The sequence below is a fragment of the Sphaerisporangium sp. NPDC005289 genome, from assembly GCF_040607455.1.
Taxonomy (GTDB): domain Bacteria; phylum Actinomycetota; class Actinomycetes; order Streptosporangiales; family Streptosporangiaceae; genus Sphaerisporangium; species Sphaerisporangium rhizosphaerae.
The window spans coordinates 155,663-174,124 of record NZ_JBEXGS010000004.1; the positions used below are offsets into that span (position 1 = coordinate 155,663).

19 protein-coding genes and 2 pseudogenes are annotated in these 18,462 nt (G+C 71.7%); 7 read left to right on the top strand and 14 right to left on the bottom strand.

The window, feature by feature from the left end; genetic code table 11:
- Positions 1-49: 49 nt before the first annotated feature.
- On the bottom strand, positions 50-814 hold the full coding sequence (locus ABZT47_RS09130) for an SDR family NAD(P)-dependent oxidoreductase (RefSeq protein WP_354837913.1): 765 nt from the start codon (positions 812-814) through the stop codon (positions 50-52).
- A gap of 96 nt (positions 815-910) precedes the next feature.
- Between ABZT47_RS09130 and ABZT47_RS09135 the strand changes: the two genes are divergently transcribed.
- Positions 911-1,507, top strand: a complete 597-nt coding sequence (locus tag ABZT47_RS09135) for a TetR/AcrR family transcriptional regulator (RefSeq protein WP_354837915.1) — start codon at positions 911-913, stop codon at positions 1,505-1,507.
- Positions 1,508-1,542: 35 nt separating this feature from the next.
- Here the strand turns inward: ABZT47_RS09135 and ABZT47_RS09140 are convergent, their stop codons facing one another.
- Positions 1,543-2,436 carry a helix-turn-helix transcriptional regulator gene (locus ABZT47_RS09140; protein ID WP_354837917.1) on the bottom strand — a complete coding sequence of 298 codons (894 nt, stop codon included), beginning with the start codon at positions 2,434-2,436 and terminating at the stop codon, positions 1,543-1,545.
- Positions 2,437-2,882: 446 nt separating this feature from the next.
- On the opposite strand from ABZT47_RS09140, the gene ABZT47_RS09145 reads away from it, so the two are divergent.
- Positions 2,883-3,125, top strand: coding sequence for a hypothetical protein (locus tag ABZT47_RS09145; RefSeq protein WP_354837919.1), 243 nt, complete (start codon positions 2,883-2,885; stop codon positions 3,123-3,125).
- Between the two features lie 261 nt (positions 3,126-3,386).
- Here ABZT47_RS09145 and ABZT47_RS09150 read toward each other — a convergent pair whose 3' ends face one another.
- The 3 genes from ABZT47_RS09150 to ABZT47_RS09160 all read right to left on the bottom strand — a co-directional run bounded on the left by ABZT47_RS09150 (position 3,387) and on the right by ABZT47_RS09160 (position 5,799).
- On the bottom strand, positions 3,387-4,130 hold the full coding sequence (locus tag ABZT47_RS09150) for a class I SAM-dependent methyltransferase (RefSeq protein ID WP_354837921.1): 744 nt from the start codon (positions 4,128-4,130) through the stop codon (positions 3,387-3,389).
- A 213-nt stretch (positions 4,131-4,343) separates the two neighbouring features.
- The gene (locus tag ABZT47_RS09155; protein ID WP_354837923.1) at positions 4,344-4,646 is read right to left on the bottom strand and encodes a hypothetical protein; all 303 of its coding nucleotides are present in this window, start codon (positions 4,644-4,646) and stop codon (positions 4,344-4,346) included.
- Positions 4,647-4,806: 160 nt separating this feature from the next.
- Positions 4,807-5,799: an NAD(P)-dependent alcohol dehydrogenase gene (locus ABZT47_RS09160; RefSeq protein ID WP_354837925.1), complete on the bottom strand. Its 993-nt coding sequence runs from the start codon at positions 5,797-5,799 to the stop codon at positions 4,807-4,809.
- Between the two features lie 157 nt (positions 5,800-5,956).
- Here ABZT47_RS09160 and ABZT47_RS09165 point away from each other — a divergent pair, with 157 nt between their 5' ends.
- Positions 5,957-6,754 carry a DUF2306 domain-containing protein gene (locus ABZT47_RS09165; RefSeq protein ID WP_354837927.1) on the top strand — a complete coding sequence of 266 codons (798 nt, stop codon included), beginning with the start codon at positions 5,957-5,959 and terminating at the stop codon, positions 6,752-6,754.
- Here the strand turns inward: ABZT47_RS09165 and ABZT47_RS09170 are convergent.
- The 4 genes and pseudogenes from ABZT47_RS09170 to ABZT47_RS09185 form a co-directional block, all read right to left on the bottom strand.
- On the bottom strand, positions 6,717-7,406 hold the full coding sequence (locus ABZT47_RS09170; RefSeq protein WP_354837929.1) for a response regulator transcription factor: 690 nt from the start codon (positions 7,404-7,406) through the stop codon (positions 6,717-6,719). The two genes, ABZT47_RS09165 and ABZT47_RS09170, sit on opposite strands and share 38 nt — an antisense overlap.
- Positions 7,403-8,542, bottom strand: a complete 1,140-nt coding sequence (locus tag ABZT47_RS09175) for a sensor histidine kinase (RefSeq protein WP_354837931.1) — start codon at positions 8,540-8,542, stop codon at positions 7,403-7,405. Before ABZT47_RS09175 ends, ABZT47_RS09170 begins: the two co-directional genes overlap by 4 nt.
- Positions 8,543-8,739: 197 nt before the next feature.
- A pseudogene (locus ABZT47_RS09180) lies at positions 8,740-8,844 on the bottom strand (DNA-binding response regulator); the annotation flags it as partial.
- Positions 8,845-8,875: 31 nt separating this feature from the next.
- Positions 8,876-9,238 (bottom strand): DUF1304 domain-containing protein, encoded by a 363-nt coding sequence (locus ABZT47_RS09185; protein WP_354837933.1) that lies wholly within the window; start codon positions 9,236-9,238, stop codon positions 8,876-8,878.
- 395 nt (positions 9,239-9,633) lie between these two features.
- Here ABZT47_RS09185 and ABZT47_RS09190 point away from each other — a divergent pair, with 395 nt between their 5' ends.
- Positions 9,634-11,640: a glycosyl hydrolase family 28-related protein gene (locus ABZT47_RS09190; RefSeq protein ID WP_354837935.1), complete on the top strand. Its 2,007-nt coding sequence runs from the start codon at positions 9,634-9,636 to the stop codon at positions 11,638-11,640.
- A gap of 30 nt (positions 11,641-11,670) precedes the next feature.
- Here the strand turns inward: ABZT47_RS09190 and ABZT47_RS09195 are convergent, their stop codons facing one another.
- Together ABZT47_RS09195 and ABZT47_RS09200 are read right to left on the bottom strand one after the other, a co-directional pair.
- On the bottom strand, positions 11,671-13,470 hold the full coding sequence (locus tag ABZT47_RS09195) for a glycoside hydrolase family 6 protein (protein WP_354837937.1): 1,800 nt from the start codon (positions 13,468-13,470) through the stop codon (positions 11,671-11,673).
- A gap of 452 nt (positions 13,471-13,922) precedes the next feature.
- Entirely contained in the window at positions 13,923-14,543 is a 621-nt protein-coding gene (locus tag ABZT47_RS09200) for a winged helix-turn-helix transcriptional regulator (RefSeq protein WP_354837939.1), read from the bottom strand.
- A 91-nt stretch (positions 14,544-14,634) separates the two neighbouring features.
- On the opposite strand from ABZT47_RS09200, the gene ABZT47_RS09205 reads away from it, so the two are divergent.
- Positions 14,635-15,315: an SDR family oxidoreductase gene (locus ABZT47_RS09205; protein WP_354837941.1), complete on the top strand. Its 681-nt coding sequence runs from the start codon at positions 14,635-14,637 to the stop codon at positions 15,313-15,315.
- A gap of 282 nt (positions 15,316-15,597) precedes the next feature.
- Entirely contained in the window at positions 15,598-16,668 is a 1,071-nt protein-coding gene (locus tag ABZT47_RS09210) for a glycerophosphodiester phosphodiesterase family protein (protein WP_354837943.1), read from the top strand.
- 66 nt (positions 16,669-16,734) lie between these two features.
- On the opposite strand, the gene ABZT47_RS09215 is transcribed toward ABZT47_RS09210, so the two are convergent.
- Entirely contained in the window at positions 16,735-17,064 is a 330-nt protein-coding gene (locus ABZT47_RS09215; protein ID WP_354838759.1) for a hypothetical protein, read from the bottom strand.
- 11 nt (positions 17,065-17,075) lie between these two features.
- Positions 17,076-17,384: pseudogene (locus ABZT47_RS09220) on the bottom strand (cellulose binding domain-containing protein); the annotation flags it as partial.
- Positions 17,385-17,406: 22 nt separating this feature from the next.
- Between ABZT47_RS09220 and ABZT47_RS09225 the strand changes: the two are divergent.
- Positions 17,407-17,706, top strand: a complete 300-nt coding sequence (locus tag ABZT47_RS09225; protein ID WP_354837945.1) for a hypothetical protein — start codon at positions 17,407-17,409, stop codon at positions 17,704-17,706.
- A gap of 35 nt (positions 17,707-17,741) precedes the next feature.
- On the opposite strand, the gene ABZT47_RS09230 is transcribed toward ABZT47_RS09225, so the two are convergent.
- Positions 17,742-18,386, bottom strand: a complete 645-nt coding sequence (locus tag ABZT47_RS09230; RefSeq protein ID WP_354837947.1) for an NYN domain-containing protein — start codon at positions 18,384-18,386, stop codon at positions 17,742-17,744.
- Positions 18,387-18,462: the final 76 nt, after the last annotated feature.

Sequence of the window (18,462 nt, forward strand, 5' to 3'; positions counted from 1 at the left end):
TCACGGCCATCGCCGGGACGGCCGGCGGTGAGCGGCGTGGACGGGGGTCTTACCAGGTCTGGTCCGCCGCGCGGACGAGCATCTCGTTGACGGCGACGCGCCTGTCGCGGGTGACCATGTAGGACACGGCGTCGGCGATGTCCTGCGGGCTCAGCTTCTCCATGCCCCCGAGCTGCCGGGCGACCGCTTCGCGTACGCCGTCGCGCAGGTGGGTGGCCAGTTCGGTGTCGACGGTGCCGGGCTCCACCACGCCGACGCGCACCCGCTTCGGCTGCAACTCCTGCCGCAGCGATTCGGAGAACGCGGTCACGCCGAACTTGGTCAGGCTGTAGACCGCGGTTCCTGCGCGGGCGACCCGGCCCGCCGTGGAGCTGATCGTGACCAGGTCGGCGACCTGGCGAGGGGAGTCCTGCGCGGCGTCGATCAGATGCGGGAGCGCGGTGCGCGTCACGTGCAGCAGGCCCTCGACGTTGACCGCGAGCATCCGGTCCCACTCCTGCGCGGGCGCCTTCGCGACGGGGCCGGTGAGCATGACGCCCGCGTTGTTGACCACCGTGTCGAGCCGGCCGAGTTCGGCGACGACGCGCTCGACCGCCGCCTCCGCCTGCCGCCGGTCGGTGATGTCCGACTCCAGGACGAGCGTCGTCGTGCCGTCGGCCCGCAGTTCGTCCGCGAGCGCGCGGAGCCGGTCGCCGCGTCGCGCCAGCACGGCGACAGAGGCGCCGCCGGCGGCCAGGGTGCGAGCCGTCGCGGCGCCGATTCCGCTGCTCGCGCCGGTGACGAGGGCGACCGTGCCCTTCAGTGGTGCCGTCATGGTCCGTCCTTCGGTAGGATCTTAAGCGGAGCACCGTCCGCATAGCGGCCTCACCATATGCGGAGCATGCTCCGCTTGCAAGCGTGGGAGGGGTCGGTGACGGAGAAGACGGCCAGGCGCATGCGCGCCGACGCGCAGGTCAACCAGGACCGGGTGCTGGCGGCCGCCACCCGGGCGTTCGCCCGCGACGGCGCGGACGCCTCGCTCAGGGAGATCGCGAAGGACGCGGGCGTGGGCATCGGCACGCTCTATCGGCGCTTCGCCACCCGCGAGGACCTGGTCTGGGCCGTCTACCGCGGTGAGGTGGACCGCATCTGCGACACCGTGCCCGACCTGCTCGCAGGGCACCCACCTGTCACGGCGTTGCGTGCCTGGATGGAGGCCTTCCTCGGCTTCCTCGCCGAGAAGCGCGGCATGGCGGACGCGCTCAAGGCCGCGCTCGGCACCGACGAGGACCAGCGGCTGGAGACCCGCGGCCTGATCACCGGTGCGCTCGCGAACCTGCTCGCGGCCGGTGTCGCCGCCGGACGCCTCCGGCCGGACGTCGCCGCGCTGGACGTGATGATGGCACTCGGCGGGATCTCGCTCATCGCCGGCGAGCCGGAGCAGCACGACCAGGCCGCCCGCCTGCTCGACCTCCTCATGGCCGGTCTGCGGCCCGGTTCGGAAGGGGACGGGAAGCAGGTCCGCTGAACCGGCACGGCATGGCTCCCGCCGCGGACGAGGCGTTACCGGGCCGGTTCCGCGGGTTCCTCGGAGAGCGCGGCGTACGGGTCACGGTCCTCGCCGGCCGCTGTGATCACTTTCAGGAGGCGTAATCGCTCCTCATGCCCGGCTTCGGGGGTGAAGACGATCAGCAGCGGTCCGGGCGGGGGCTGCAGCGGGTAGGCGTCCCATTCGACGGCGATGTCCCCGACGCGCGGGTTCGGGAAGGTCTTGGCGCCGTGGACGGCCTCCCTGACGTCGTGCCGTTCCCACAGCCGGCGGAACTCGGGGCTGCTGACGCTCAGTTCGGTCACGACCTCGACCGCCCGCGGGTGATCGGGGTCGGCGGAGACGGCGGCGCGCAGTATGCCGATGTAGTCCAACGCCATGGCCTCCCATTCCGGGCACCCGAGCTGGAGATGCTCATGGAACAGGGAGAGGAGCACGTTGCGCCGGTCCGGTGGGAACGCGCGGGGGTCGCCCAGCAGCGCCGCGGCCAGGTCGTTCCACGCGAGCATGTCCAGGTGCCGGGTGGCGACGAACGCCGGCAGGTCTATCGCCGCCAGCAGCAGCCTGGTGTTCCTCGGCACCCGGTCCGCCGCACGACGGGCCGGCGGCCGGGGCCTGCGCGCGAGCTGCGCCAGCCTCATCAGGTGACGTCGGTCCACCTCGTCCAGATCGAGCGCGTCGGCGATCGCGTTCAGCACCGCGTCGGAGGGGCGCGCGCTCCTGCCCTGTTCCAGGCGCTGGTAGTAGTCGGTGCTGAGCCCGGCCAGAGCCGCGACCTCTTCCCGGCGGAGTCCTTCGACCTTCCGTCTCGGACCGGGCTCCAGCCCGAGGTCCTGCGGGGTCGTCCTCTCGCGCCGCGAGCGCAGGAACATGCCGAGCTCCCTGGCCGCTGACCGCTCGTCGCCCATGTTTGAAGTTTGCATTACCGTCGCGTCGCGATGGAGGGCTTCGTCGCGATCAAGATGCCGGAACGTTCACCGTCCGATGCCCGCCCCTGGCGGACGCGGTGATGAACCCGTGGAACACCTCGGCTCGGGTACGCGCGGCCGGCCCCCGCCATCTCTGCAAGTTTCACAGGGATGCCCGCCGCGCACCGCCCCCGGCCACCCCGCCGGCCGACGGCTCAGGGACGCGGTCAGGAGCCATCGGCATCGCTTACCTGGGGATTCCCCGAACCACCGCAGGAGCCTTCCGCCGCGCATAGCGCAGGATCGCCGCTTGTCGGTGGCCCTGCCAAACCGTGGTTCACAAGATCCAGGGAGCCCTCTATGGCGGGCCTTACAGTCGGCGGTACGAGATCAACTCGCCGCGGGCCCCGGACCGCGTCCAACACCCGATCGATGGGAGTCGAGTTGTGAACCTGAGAACACGCGTCACCGTCGTCGTGGCCGCAGCCGCCGCAGGCGCCGGCCTGCTCTCCGCCCCGGCGCACGCGGCCACGCTGATCAGCACCTTCGCCAACTCCGAGGCCGGCGGGATCTTCTGCCACGCGGTGGAGAACTACTTCGAGCAGAAGAAGGCCCAGGAGGAAGGGCACTCCGGCGACTGGTACTACTGCGAGCAGACGCCCACCAACTGGAACCTCTACCAACGCTGAGTCCACCCGGTACCTTCCGGCGGATCGGTGGTGACGTCGACACGGCAGCGGCGTCGGCCGTCTCTCAGGCCCTGATCCGGCGGCGAGGCCGACCCGCCAGGCCGCGGGCCGTGTCCCCGCAGGGACGCGGCCCGGGCGTACCACGTCGCCCCTCCTCGCGGTGCCGGCCTGGTCCGGGTCGCGGCCGGCCTGGGGCGGGTCGCGAAGCCGTTCGGCGCGCCGGCGTGAGCGGTCGCCGGCCGGAGGCCGCCCAGCGGATGGTCAGCCTGTTCGCTGGAGGAGAAGGGTGACGAAGCCGAGGATTCCGCGGTAGCCGTGCAGCCACATGTCGCGGTGCTCCAGGGCGGTCGCGCGAACCGCTTCGGCGTCCGGGCCGGGGTTCTCGTTGGCCCAGCGCAGCAGCGTCCCCGTCCAGGACCACTCGTAGTCATCCCATTCAGACAGATCACTGGTGTAGCCGTAGACGGTGTCGAAACCGGCGGCCTCGGCGGCGGCGACGGTACCTGGCAGGTCCAGCCACTCCGACGGCTCGGCGCCCAGCCGGGTGAGCGCCTCGGGCGTCGGCTCCCGCTCCCAGAACGCCTCGCCGACCAGCGCCAGGCCGTTCGGCCTCAGGTAGCGCCGCACGTGGCCGACGGTGGGCTTGAGCCCGCCGAACGCGTGCGTCGCTCCCACGCAGATCACCAGGTCGTACCGCTCGGCCACGGGGAAGTCGGCGGCCGGCCGCTCGTGGAGCCGGATGCGCTCCCAGACGCCCTGCATCTCCGCGTGCTCCTCGGCCGCCTTGATCGCGTCGGCGGAGATGTCGACGCCGTCGGCGGTCGCGTCCTCGTAGAGCGCCAGCGCCCGCAGCGTCCAGGCCGCCTCCCCGCAGCCGAGGTCGAGGATCCGCGCCCCCTCGGGCAGCCGGGCCCGGCGCAGCAGCCGGGTCACGTGGGCGCCCGAGACCGGCGCGGCGATGGGATGGTCCCGATGGGCGAGACGGCTGATCATCTGGCGTTCCATGGGACCAATCTGTCCTATCCCCCGCACGCCGCACCAGCCGTATCCCGCACCATCGCGACCGCCGGGCGCGAGTCGCCCGGCTCACCTGCCTTGCGCGGAGGAGAAAGGTGGCCGGTGACGCTCCCCGGCCACCTCGTCTCCTGTGACGTTCGAAGGTCGCCCCGTCTCCCGGGAGGCCGGGCGGTCACACCGGCGTCCCGCGAGGCTCGGCGGTCACTCCAGGGTCGGAGGGGTGTCTTCGCCGGTCAGGTGGGGAGACTGCTGGGCGAAGGTGATCACGAGGTACCGGCCGTTGGCGTAGCTGACCACGGGGCGCTGGAGCATCTCGCCCACTCTGCGGGCGACCGCCTGGAACAGCTCCACCATCTCCTCGGTGTCGGCGCTCACCCTGAACCGTCCGTGCGCGAGGAGTTGTTCGGCGACGTAGGGGGCGAAGTTCGCCTCGCCGCGAGCTCTTTCGTCCGCGTCGAGAGGCGTGCGCCGGACCGCGGGCCGCGTGCCGAGGGGATGGGCCATCGCTGATCTCCTTCTGGTCGCCGTCGCTCCAGCATGCCAGAGGGGAACGGACATGACCCCCCGTTCCCGGACGGTCTGCCGCCGCTCGCCGGCGGTGACGAGCTCCCGGTTCTCCGCCGATCGTGCTCCTCGGTAGCGGCGGGGCAGCGGCGTCGCGGAGTCAGGCGCCGACGGTGATGACGATCTTGCCGGTGGCGTGGCCTTCCTCGGCGTAGGCGATGGCGTCGGGGATCTGCTCGAACGGGTAGCGGCGGTCGATGACCGGGGTGAGGCTCCCGGCCTCGATGAGCTCGGTCAGGGTCAGAAGCCTGCTGCGGATGTCCGGGCACCCGACGACGTCGGCCAGGACGACGCGCTGGGGGACGAACGGGCCGAGCGCCAGCGTCGCGAACGCGTGGCCGGCCGGTTGCAGCCACCGGCCCGCCGGCCCCCCGACGACGACGTGGGTCCCCCCGTGCGTCAGCACCCGGCGGCAGGCCGGCGCCGAGCGGCCTCCCGCGTTGTCGAGCAGCAGGTCGTAGCGCTGCCCGCTCCGCGTGAAGTCCTGCCGGGTGTAGTCGATCACCTCCTGCGCGCCGATCGAGCGGACCAGATCGGCGTTGCGCGGGCCGCAGACGCCGGTGACCTTCGCGCCGAACGCCTGGGCGAGCTGCACCGCGAAGGTGCCGACGCCTCCGGAGGCGCCGTTGACGAGCACCTTGTGCCCGGACTCGATCCGTCCGGCGTCGCGCAGGCCGAGCAGGGCGGTGCAGGCGGCCATCGGCACCGCCGCCGCCTGCTCGAAGGACAGGCCGTGCGGCTTGGGCGCCAGCTCGTCCTCCCGGACGCACACGTACTCGGCGAAGCCGCCCCGCCTGGGCATCCCGTACACCTCGTCGCCGGGGCGGAACTTCGTCACGTTCGCGCCGACCGCTTCGACCTGCCCCGCGATGTCGGCGCCCAAGATGTCGATCTTCGGGCCGCGCGGTCCGAGGGTGCCGCCCATCAGGCGCGCGACGTACGGCTGGCCTCTCATGTGGTGCCAGTCGTAGGGCTGGACCGAGGTGGCGCGCACCCGGACCAGCACTTCGCCGTCGCCGGGCACGGGCCTGTCCACATCGGTGAGGCGCAGGTCGCCGGGGGAGCCGTACGAGCGCAGGACGAAGGCCTTCATCACATTCTCCTCATCCACGAAGGGGCAGGATCAATGTAAGAAGCGGGATCAGCGGGCTCATCAGCCGAAAGTACGCCCGTTCGATGGACGAACGGCCGGGAGGAGTCGGACCGGTCCGCCGATGAACCGCCATCACTCCCACCGGCACCATCGGCTCATGACCCACGAGAGTCCGACGGTGCGCCCCCCGTTCCCGCAGTCGCCGCCGAGCCGCAGGCCGGTGGCCGGCCGGAGCGGCCCGGCGACCTCCGCCTCCGCCTCCGCCACCGCCACCGCCAACGCCTCCCGCCCGAGGGCGCGGTGGCTCCTCCCCGTCTCTCTGCTCCTGCTCAGCGCGGTTCCGGTGATCGCCGGCGCCGTCCGCATGACCGAGCTGACCGGCGGCGCGGCGGTCACACCGCAGAACGCGCGCTTCTTCGCGGCGCCCGTGCCGGTCATGCTGCACATCGTCGGCGTCACCCTGTACAGCGTCCTCGGCGCCTTCCAGTTCGCCCCCGGATTCCGGCGGCGGCGGCCGCGGTGGCATCGCGCCGCCGGGCGGCTGCTGGTCGTCTGCGGGCTGGTCGCGGCGGCCTCCGGCCTGTGGATGACCCTGTTCTACCCGCGGCCCGAGGGGGACGGCGATCTGCTGGCCGTCTTCCGCGTCGTGTTCGGGACGGCCATGCTCGGCTCCATCGTCCTGGGGTTCGCCGCGATCCGGCGGCGCGACTTCGCCGGGCACCGCGCCTGGATGATCCGCGGCTACGCGATCGGCATGGGCGCGGGAACGCAGGCCGTGACCCAGCTGCCCTACATCCTGGTCGCCGGCATGCCGGCGGAGCTTCCGCGGGCGCTGCTGCTGGGCGCCGCCTGGGTGCTCAACCTCGCCGTGGCCGAATGGGTGATCCGCGGAAGGCCGGCCGGGCTCCGGCGGAGGTCTAGCGCCGTCCTCGCGGACCGTCCCGCCGGCCGGTGAAGGGCACGCGGTTGGTCTCATAGGCCCACATGGCGATCTCGACGCGGTTCCGGGCGCCGAGCTTGGCCATCAGGCTGGCGATGTGGGACTTGACGGTGCTGAGCGAGATGTGGAGCTGGTCGGCGATCTCGGTGTTGGTCAGTCCGCTCGCCACGGTGACCAGGATCTGCTCCTCCCGGTCGGTGAGCGTCTCGATGGGCCGCACCGGCGGTGAGGCCGGCCCGGTGCGGGCGAAGGTCTCCAGCAGCCGCGCGGTGATGCTCGGCGCGATGAGCGCGTCCCCGGCGGCCGCGGCGTGGACGGCCTGCGCGAGCAGCTCCGCCCCGGCGTTCTTCAGCAGGAAGCCCCGGGCGCCGGCCCGCAGAGCGGCGTAGACGTACTCGTCGAGGTCGAACGTGGTGATGACGACGACGGCGAGGGGGTCCTGGACGCCAGGGCCGGCGAGCAGGCGCGTGGCCTCGATGCCGTCGAGGCCGGGCATGCGGATGTCGAACAGGCACACGTCGGGGCGCAGACGCCGCGCGAGCTCGACGGCCCGCCGCCCGTCGGCGGCCTGGCCGGCGACCTCGATGCCCGGCTGGGCGTCCAAAATCATCGCGAGCCCGGTGCGGACGATCTCCTGGTCGTCGGCGACGAGCACCCGGACGGTCACGCCGCCGACCCCTTGCGCGGCAGTGTGGCCTCCACCGTCCAGCCGCCCTCGGGATCGGGGCCGGCCACGCAGGCGCCGCCGAGCAGGTCGGCGCGCTCGATCATGCCGATGAGCCCGTACCCGGGCGAGCCGGAGGGGCGTATCAGGCCGGTGTCCCCGTCATCGTGCACGCGCAGGCGGACCGTCGTGTCGTCGGCGGTGACGCGGACCTGCACGTGGGTGGCGTTACGCGCGTGCCGCAGGGCGTTGGTGACCGACTCCTGGGCGAGACGGTAGATCGCGGCTCCCACCGACGGGGGGACGTCGTCGAGGTCGCCCGCCATCTCGACGTCGACGGACGGGCCATTGCCGCCCGGGTCCGCGAGCTCATGGAGATCGGTGACGCGCCGGCCGGGGGCCAGGTCGGCGGGCCGGTCACGGCGCAGGACGCGCACCATGGCGCGCATCTCGTCGAGGGCGCGCGCCGCCTCGGCCTCGATCACCTGCAGCGCCTCGGTCGCGGCGCCCGGGCGGGAGGCCGACGTGGCCAGGCCCGCCTGCGCGCGGATGGCCATCGCCGAGACGTGATGGGCGACGGTGTCGTGCAGGTCGCGGGCCAGTTGCTCGCGTTCGAGGAGTTTGACCTGGTCCAGCTCGCGCATCCTCGCCGTGGTCCGGTAGCGGAACGTGCCGCCCAGGGCGGTGGCCGCGCACATGACGGCGAGCGCGCCCACCGCGTCGCCCGACGCCATGCGGTGGGTCGCGAGCGCGATGGCGATCGATGCCAGCATGACCAGCGTCCCGATCACGGCCTCGCGGCCGGAGCCCCACCGGAACAGCGCGTACACCACGCACAGCAGGTAGGCCAGGGTGTAGGTCTCCGGGGCCTCGCCGCCGGTGAACAGCGGGGCCACGTTCGTGGTGCCGAACACAATGACGATCATCAGGAGTGGCCGGGTGCGGCGCCACAGCAGCGTGGGCACCAGCCCCAGGGTGACGGCCACCGAGACGGCCCGCCACGGCAGGTCGGGCCGCACGACTCCTTCGAGCACCGCAAGCGGCACGAGCACGCCCACCAGCGCCCAGTCACGCCACACCCGTCGCGGCGGATCCGGGGCGCGGGGTTCGTCCCACACCGAGCGAAGGAGGGCGCGCACGAAGTCATCGTACGAGAGCCGGTGCCCCTGGGGACCGGCCCGGCAGGAGAACCTGCGCACCTTTCCCCGACGCCCCGCCGTGCGCGGCCGGCGGCCTACGTTCCGGAGGTCGCCGGGGCGACGGCGTACGTTCCCGAGGGCGCCGGGGCGGCGTGCGTTCCGGAGGGCGCCAAGGTGCCGGGGGCCGCCGTACGGGGTCAGCCGGTGATGAGGCCGGCGTCGTGGGCGAGGATGGCGGCCTGGACGCGGTTGCGCAGGTCGAGCCCGGTGAAGATGGCGCTGACGTGGCCCCGGGACGTTTCGGCTGAGGCCCGGCGGCCCGCGCCGGGCGGCTCAGTGGGCGAGCAGCACCAGGACCAGGCCGGCCAGCGCGGGAACGGTCTGCACGAACAGGATCCTCCGGCTCGCGGTGGCCGCGCCGTAGGCTCCGGCCACGGCGACGCAGACCAGGAAGAACACCTTGGCCTGGAAGCCGGCAGGGTCGGCGGCGACCAGGCCCCAGATCAGCCCCGCGGCGAGGAAGCCGTTGTAGAGGCCCTGGTTGGCGGCCAGCGTCCTGCTGCGCTCGGCGAACTCGCGGTCCATGCCGAACGCCTTCAGCGCGCGGGGAGTCGTCCAGAGGAACATCTCCAGCACGAGGATGTAGACGTGCAGCAGCGCCACCGCCGCCACCACGATGTCCGCGAGCACCTTCACCTGATCTCCTCGTGCGTCCGTCCGGCTTGGCGACTTCTCAGCGCGTCCGGCCCTGTGAATTGAAGCACAGGGCCGGAGGCGGGGTCAGGCCGCGGTGATCAGCGGCTCCGGGCGCGCCGGCGGGCTGGGGAGGCTCCGCGGCGGGGCCCCGGCTTGCGGCAACGCTCGCAAGAAATCCGTAGATTTCTGCAGCGAGACGGCAGGATTACGAAAGTAATTCACAGGGCCTTGTGGCGTAAGGGGTTGGGGACCTACTGTCACCTCACCCTCAGGGGCGCTCGTTGGAGCGTTCTGGAGGGCGCTCACCCCCCGAGAGAAACGAGCATGCGATGGTGCGCAGCATCACCGGATCCGTGACGAGGTCGTCCGGCGGGCCACCGCGAAGGGCCGAGAGGATGGTCGCGGCGGCGACCGCGGCCGGGGTCGCCCTCAGCGTCGCGCTCGGCGGCGGCTCAGCCCTCGCCGACACGCGCGCCACGGCCGTCCCGGCCCCCGCCGTGACCCGTGCCGCGCTCGACCCCGCGCTCGTCGCGGGCCGCGGCGCCGATGTCCGGTTCGCCGAGCAGGAGGCCGAGAACGCCGCGACGAACGGCACGCTCATCGGCCCCGACCGCACCGCCTACACGCTGCCCGCCGAGGCGTCCGGCCGTAAGGCGGTCAGGCTGACCCCCGGACGGTACGTCGAGTTCACGCTGCCGGCCGCCGCCAACGCCATCACCGTGCGCTACAGCATTCCCGACGCGCCGGCGGGCGGCGGCATCACCGCGCCGCTGGACGTCACGGTGAACGGCGGGGCCAAGAAGACCATGATGCTCACCTCGCAGTACTCCTGGCTCTACAACCAGTACCCCTTCAGCAACGACCCCGGCGCCGACCTGCTGCACCCCGACTGGTGGATCACCGAGTGCGGCTGCGTGCCCGCCGCCACCACGCCCGCGCCCGCCATCGCCAAGCCGTTCCGCCCGAGCCACTTCTACGACGAGCAGCGGCTCCTGCTGGGCAGGACCTACAAGGCGGGCGACAAGGTGCGGCTCACCGCCCCCGCCGGCGGCGCCGCCGCGTGGACGGTGATCGACCTGCTGGACTCCGAGCTGGTGGGAGCGCCGCACGTCCGGCTCGTCGCGGCGAACGTGCTGGCCTTCGGCGCCGACCCGCTCGGCCACCGCGACTCCGCGGGCGCGTTCGACAAGGCGATCGCCTTCGCCAGGCGCAACCACCTCAAGGTCTACATCCCGCCGGGCACCTACCAGGTGAACCGCCACATCGTCGTCGACGAGGTGACGATCGAGGGCGCCGGGAGCTGGTACACGATCATCAAGGGCCACGAGGTCGCCCTGAGCACGCCGGCCCCGGACGGGTCGGTGCACACCGGCGTCGGCTTCTACGGCAAGGACGCCTCGGCCGGCGGCAGCAGGAACGTCCACCTGTCCGGCTTCGCCATCGAGGGTGACGTGCGCGAGCGCGTCGACACCGACCAGGTGAACGGCGTCGGCGGCGCGCTGAGCGACTCCACCGTCGAGGGCCTGCACATCCGGCACACCAAGGTCGGCATGTGGTTCGACGGGCCGATGAAGAACCTGCGGATCACGGGCAACGTCATCGTCGACCAGATCGCCGACGGGCTGAACTTCCACACCGGCGTCACCGACTCGCTCGCGGCGCACAACTTCGTCCGCAACTCCGGGGACGACGCCCTGGCCATGTGGTCGGAGAAGACCGCGAACGCCCGCAACACCTTCGACCACAACACCGTGCAGACCCCGGTGCTGGCCAACGGCATCGCCGTCTACGGCGGGACCGACACCACGATCTCCGGCAACCTGGTCGCCGACCCGATCAGGGAGGGCAGCGCGATCCAGGTGGGGTCGCGGTTCGGCGCCGAGCCGTTCGCCGGGCGCCTGAAGGTCACCGACAACACCACGGTCAGGGCCGGCACCTACGAGCTCAACTGGAACATCGGCCTGGGCGCCATCTGGTTCTACGCCCTGGAGAGGAGCATCGACGCCGACATCCAGGTGACCGGGGACCACTTCCTCGACAACACCTACAACGCGATCATGCTGGTGAGCGAGTGGTCGGTGAAGGACCTGTACTCCATCGACAACGTGCGCTTCAAGGACATCAGGGTGGACGGCACCGGCACCTCGGTGATCAGCGCCCGCGTGAAGGGCTCGGCGTCGTTCGAGAACGTGGACGCGCGCAACGTCGGCGCGGTCGGCGTCAACAACTGCGGCTCGTTCGGGTTCCCCGCCACCGGCTCGGAGTTCTCGCTGACCGACCTCGGCGGCAACGACGGCGGCGGCACCACCGGCCCCTGGCTGGCCCCCTGGGAGCTGCCCAACACCATCACCTGCGACGACCGTCCCCCGGTCGTGGCGCCACCGGCCCCTTCCCCCTGGTGACCTGGGCCGGCGGCGCGGGCGCCTGAGGGGTCACAGGGCCGGGAAGGCGTTGCCCACCAGCATCATGAACTGGTCGTGGTGCCAGTCGCCGGCGGCCGGCGCGTTCGGCAGGGCGTTGGTGGGCGCGGTCCGGAAGTACCGGTTCATGGCGGTGGGGTCGCACATCGGGTCGACCAGCCGATCGGTGTCCGGCGGCAGCACCGGGCCGCCGGCGCCGTCGGACTCGCCCGGCGGCTTGATCCACAGGTAGGCGTCGACGCCGGGCAGCGGGGCGGCCGCCGGCCGGGCCCCGAGCCCCGCGCCCTTCTGGTTGCAGGGGCTGGCCCGGTACGGGCGCCGGTCCAGGCGGCTCTGGTCCACGTAGGTGTTCACGTCGCCCGAGACGCTCACCGAGGTCGGCCGGGCCGCCCCGCCCCAGCCGTTGCGCGAGGTGTCGATCACGATGCCGATGGAGCCGGGGAAGCCCCTGGTGACGAGGGCCTGGCGCATCGCCGTGGCGTAGTCCCGCTCGTCGATGTAGGGGTTCCAGTCGATGAACCGGCTGGTCCTGATGGAGACGCCGTTGATGGTCAGCGACGAGTCGGGCAGGTAGGTCTCCTCGGTGGGGATGTAGTCGGCGACGTTGGTCGCGATGCCGTCCACGCCGTCGACTCCGGCCGCCGACCCCTGCACGGTCGAGGTGATCAGGTCGGCCAGCGGCTGGAACTCGTCGTCCCAGCCCACCAGGCCGGAGTGGGCGGCGTCGAGGTAGGTGTAGACGTTGGGCAGCGGCGCGAGCCTGTCCAGGGCGTACCTGATGCCGGTCTGGTAGACCCCCGACTGCCCGGCGGCCGTGCAGCCGACGGTGTGCCTGCCGGTGACCAGGTCGGCCAGCGAGCGCGGCTCGACGATCGCGGCGATGCGCAGCGCACGGTACTTCGGCTTGCCGACGATGCCGGCGATGGCGTCGACGAACTCGGTCTTGTACCGGTTCAGCCCGTCCTCGGCGGCGTGCAGCTCGGCGGGCGACACCAGGGACCAGCAGTTCTTGTCCGGCAGGTCGTACAGCACGACGGTGATGTAGCCGGCCTTCTGCGCCAGCGCCGCGTCCAGGTGGTCCTCCAGGCTCCTGGTGACTCCGGCCCCGCCGGTGACCTTGGTGATGCGGTCGAGCCAGACCGCGGTGGGGGTCGTCTTCAGCCCGCGGATCCGCTCGGCGGCCGTCCCGCCCGCGGCGGCGGCCGACCTCTCGACGTTGGCCGTCCAGTCCGCGTTGACGTACCCGGTGACGCCCGCGAACGGGTTGTCCACCGGGACGTCGGGCGTCGGCGTCGGCGTTGGGGTGGGCGTCGGTGTGGGGGTGGGCGTGGGCGTTGGGGTGGGCGTCGGGCTCGGTGACGGTGACGGTGACGGTGACGGGCTGGGGCTCGGGACCAGGATGACCTTGCACGGCACGCCGTTGACGGCGAAGTCCGTCGGCGGCGGATTGTCCCCGGTCCAGGACCCGTTGAAGCCGATGGTGAAGCTCGGCCCGCTCCACGACCGCCCCTGCGCGGTGACCCGGGCGCCCGACTGGCTCCACTGGGCCGACCAGCCCTGCGTGATCCGCTGGGAGCCGGGGAAGGTGAAGGTCAGCGTCCAGTTCGTGACCGGCTCGCCGTTCCTCACGGTGATGCCCGCCGTGAAGCCGCCCGACCCCGTGCCCCACTGGACCGTTGTGTAGGTGACCTCGCACGTGAGAGCGGCGCCGGACGCCGTGATCGTGCCGGTCACGAGCCCCGCCGCGGCCAGGGCGGCGGCCATGATCGTCGTCACGATGGTGCGCCGTGATCGGCCCTTGCCCAGTCCCATGAAAGATCAACTCCATGAAAGCGGCCGGGCGGATCGCGCCGTCTCGTCGCGACGGCCGCCGGTCTCCATCCCGATCTGGTACGAGGCGGTGGCGCTCGCGGGTCCGGAGCCTGCCCGTTCGGAGCCTGCCCGTTCGGTGCCCGCTGTTCGGTGCCTGCCTAGAGGTCTACAACAGCGGCGGCGGATCCGCCGTCACGGGCCCGCGGCGGCGGGGCGGCCGGCGGGGCACGGGCGTGCCGGTGGCCCGGGCACCTCGGGAAACGCGGCCGGGCGGACCATGGCGGGACGCGCGACGCGGTGAAAGATTCAGCCGGCTCGGAACGCCGCCGGCTCAGGTGTTTCTGAACGCCGCCGCCTCGGCCGGCTCCGGACGCGGCCGCGTCGGCCGCCTCGGGACGCGGCCGGCTTCGGCCGCCTGGGGACGCCGCCGCGTCGGCGGGCTCGCCGCCGGGTCAGGCAGGCGCGGTCTCGGGCTCGGCGGCCGTGTTCTCGGTCGTGGCGGGTTCGCCCTCGGATGCGGCGGGTTCGCTCTCGGACGGGGCGGCTTCGCCCTCGGACGGGGCGGGTTCGCTCTTGGACAAGGCGGGTTCGCTCCCGTGCGCGGCGGTTTTGGTTCCGGGACGGGTCCAGACGAAGACGACCTCCTCCAGTGGCACCGCGTTGCCGGTCTCGTTCACGAACGCCACGGCGAGGTGCTCGCCGGTCTCGCGGCTGCGGCGCTCCACGGACGGGCCGGCCTCGTGCGGGCGATGGAGGTCCCCCCACTGCTGAAGCGAGCCGAGGACGACGCGCAGGTCTTCTCCCGCAGGCGTCAGGTGGTAGCCGTTGCGCGCGCGCTTGCCGGGCTCGCTGTAGGGGCGCCGCTCCATGATGCCGGCCTCGACCAGGCGGGCGAGCCGGTCGGTGAGCAGGTCGGTGGAGATGCCGAGACGGGTCTGGAAGTCGACGAAGCGCGTGCCGCCGCTGAAGGCCTCACGCAGTACCAGCACCGTCCACGGGTCGCCGATCACCTCGAGGCTGCGCTGGATCGAGCACTCGGTGTCCAGCATGGCGCGGCGTGTCGTCCTTCTCACCACCCAAGGATACCCCCTAGCTTGCTTTTTCCAAGTGAGATAGCTAGCTTGGTTTAACGAAGCCAGATGGACCTAGAGGAGAGCGACGACAATGAACATCGAGAACGCCGTGGCCGTGGTGACCGGCGGCAACCGCGGGCTCGGCCGCGCCTTCGTCGCGCGGCTGATCGAGCGCGGCGCCAAGGTGTACGCGGCGGCCCGCGACCCCCAGAAGGTCGACGTGCCCGGGGCGGTGCCGCTGCGGCTGGACATCACGGACCCCGAGTCGGTGGCGCGGGCCGCCGGGATCGCCGCCGACGCGACCCTGCTCATCAACAACGCGGGGGTCTCGACACACGCCTCCCTGATCGACGGCGACCTCGGCGACATCGAGCTGGAGATGCGCACCCACTTCTTCGGCACGCTCGGCGTGACGCGCGCCTTCGTGCCGGTCATCGAGGCCAACGGCGGCGGCGCCATCCTCAACGTGCTGTCGGTGCTGTCATGGGTGCACCTGCCGCAGTACGGCGGCTACAGCGCGGCCAAGGCCGCCGAGTGGGCGCAGACCAACGCGGTCCGCCAGGAGCTCGCCCCCAGGGGCATCAAGGTGTCGGCCCTGCACGTCGGTTACATGGACACCGACATGGCCGCCTACGTCGCTCCGGAGAACAAGATCGACCCCGTGCTGGTGGCCGAGGCCGGCCTGGACGGCATCGCCGCCGGCACGCCGGAGATCATCGCCGACGAGTTCAGCCGCGGCGTCAAGCAGAACCTCTCCGCGGCCATCGTCTGACCAGGTCTGAACATACGCCTGGACAGTGGGCGCCGGCCGTCCCTTTCTCGTCGTCGAGGCGGTCGCGCGCCGCGGCCGTCTTCCATGAGCGCCACTTCCTCCCCGTTCAGCCTTCGTCGGGTGTTTCCCCGGAGGCCATGCGTGATCGGCAGGTTGGACGAGTGGCACCGTCGAGGCCCTTCCCGCTTACGCGGGATCGGGCGTCGCGGGCCACCGTCGTGACCGTCGCCGTGCCGCCCGATCAGGGGGAAGCGGCTCCCGCATGGAACGAGATACACACTGATGACCGGTTTTCGCTCGGCCGCCGCTGCCGCCGTCCTGGCCGGGGCCGCCGCCCTCGCCTTCCCCGGCGCCGCGATGGCGGACCCCGGCGTGTCCGCCGCGCACCACAAGAGCTTCGACCTCCAGGCGCACCGGGGCGGGCTCGGACTGGTGGTGGAGAGCACCCTGGACTCCTTCGCCAACGGCCTGCGCGTGGGCGTCAGCACCCTTGAGCTGGACATCCAGATCACCGAGGACGGCAAGGCCGTCGTCACCCACGACCGCAAGGTGGACGGCCGCAAGTGCCAGGACACCGGCCCGGTGTCCCCCGGCGACCCCGAGTACCCCTACGTCGGCAAGTACATCAACACCCTCAGCCTGGCCCAGGTGCGGAGCCTGGACTGCGGCTCCAAGCCGCTCGCCGAGTTCCCCGGCCAGCGCCCCGCGCCCGGCGCGCGGATGCCGCTGCTGAGCGAGGTGTTCGACCTGGTCAAGCGCTTCCACGCCAACGACGTGATGCTGAACGTTGAGACCAAGGTCGAGGCCGGCGCGCCGGAGCAGACCGCGCCGCGCGAGCAGTTCGTCCAGGTCGCCGCCCAGGAGATCCGCCGGGCGCACATGCTCCGCCAGGTCACCATCCAGAGCTTCGACTGGGGCTCGCTGATGCGCATGCGCGAGGTGGAGCCGCGGCTGCCGCTCGTGGCGCTCACCGACTATACCTTCCTGCAGACCGGGCAGCCGGGAGCCTCCCCCTGGCTCGGCGGCATCGACGTGGACGACTTCGGCGGCGACCCGCTGAAGGCGATCAAGTCGTTCGGCGCCGACGCGTTCTCGCCGGTGCACGGGTTCCCGCAGAACGGCAAGGTGACCGACCCCGGGTACCGGCCCTACGTCACCGAGGCGATGGTGGAGGAGGCCCACGGTCTCGGGCTGAAGGTGATCCCCTGGACCGTCGACGACGAGCCCACGATGAACAAACTCATCGACGACGGCGTCGACGGCCTCATCACCGACTACCCCGACCGCCTTCGCACGGTGCTCGACGCCCGCGGCTTCAAGCTCCCCAAGCGGTACTCCGGCCCGCGCGCCTGACCCGCGCCCGCCACGCCCTGCCGCCGCACGCCCCGGCCCGTCGAAAGGGGCCGGGGCGCCGGGCGCTCAGTTCGCGGGGAGAGCGGGCGTCGGGGTGGGCATCTCGTTGTCCCACTCGGTGGCCTGCCACAGCACGGCACTGCTGCCGGTGATCTGGCTGCTGCGCGAGTCGAAGGTGGCCGTGCCGTTCTCCACGTCGGCGTCCTCGGCCGCGGTCACCGTGATCAACTGCGGGACGTTCCAGTTGGCCGGGGTGAAGGTGATCGACGAGGACTGGCTGAGGTCGGTGTCGCCGTACACCCGCGCGGTGCCGACGGTGACGTTGCCCGGAGGCTGCCGCCCGACGGCCCCCAGGCGTTGCTCTTCGCCGTGACGTTGGATCCGGACTGGCTCCACTGGGCCAGGAAGCCCGACGTGATCCACTGTGAGCCGGGGAAGGAGAAGTTCAGCGTCCAGCCGGGGGCGACCGGCTCGCTGTTGCGGATGTCGAGCATGGCGAGGAAGCCGCCCGATCCGGTGCCCCACTGGTTGACGGTGTAGGTCACCTCGCATGCCGGCGCGGCCTTGGCCGCGGTCACCGTCCCGAGGACCAGCCCCGCCGTGGCGAGCGCCGTCGCCGTCGCCACCGCCCCGAAGCCGCTCGCTGCTCGGCCTGGGCCGAATCCCATAGATCGCTCCATGCCGTAGAAGGGATCTTGCCGGGAAAGTGCTGCCATCGGCCGGCACCGTCCCGCTTACATGAGTGGCGCTCTGCTTCAAGATTCGGCGAGTGATCGCCGAGGTGTACAGCCGATTTCCCTGCGGCCGGCCGACCTCGCCGAGGGCTGCGCGGGGGCGGCCCTGCTGGCCGGCGCGGGGGAGCGGGCGGCCTTCCTGCTCGGCGTCGGAGTGGCCCTGCGCGGCACGGCGGTCGCCGGTGACGCCGACGTGGCCCAGGTCGCCGCCGGCGTCACCGACCTGATCGGCCCCGACGCCTTCGCCACCCACTTCGCCACAGCCGCCGCCCTCCCCCGCCCCCAAGCCGCCCAAGCCCTCTGATCGAAGCGCGGCCCCCGAGCCCGACTCGATTTCCGTCACTCACTCCACTTCGCTGGGCGTTGAAAGAGTCGCCCATCTTGACCAACAACAGCCTCGGGGAGCAGCGAGGCTTGAAGGTGCTTCTCGGGTATCGCGAACGACATCACCCGTCCTGAGAAGTCGTGCTTCGGGCCAACGCGGCCCGGCGGGCATGCGATCATGACTGGCCGCTTGGGGGCCAGCCGAAGCGAGGCATCAATCGCGGGGCGAAAGTCCGTGTCGGTCGACATGAGCAGCGACATGTCACCGTAGGAGGACGCCGCATCCATGGTCATGGCCACGGCGAGCGCAACATCCGTCAACTTCTCCTCGTACGTATGGAACGTCTGCAAAGGATCACATGCGCAGGTCCATCGAGAGCCGCAGTCCCTGCACCGCGCGGTCTTCTTCTTGAAGTGACCGCGGACGATTTCCACCTCTGGACAGTGCGCGGCCAGAGCGGCAAGGTAGGTCTCCTGCCTCAGGGCGGCATCGGGTTCACCCTTGACGATCGCTGTGAAGTACCTGACCTTCAGCACCACGTCATCCCGCCGGATCTCCCACACCAACTCGACGAGGTCCAGCCACAGGTACGCGCGGCCGTACTTACTCTTCAGCCCGTGGTACAGGTTGAAGCCGTCGACGTAGGCGACCACATCCATCAGCAGACACCTCCAACGTTGGCCGGCCTCGCCGATGCTAGCTACAGTGGAGGTACACGAAGTTGGTTACGGCCAA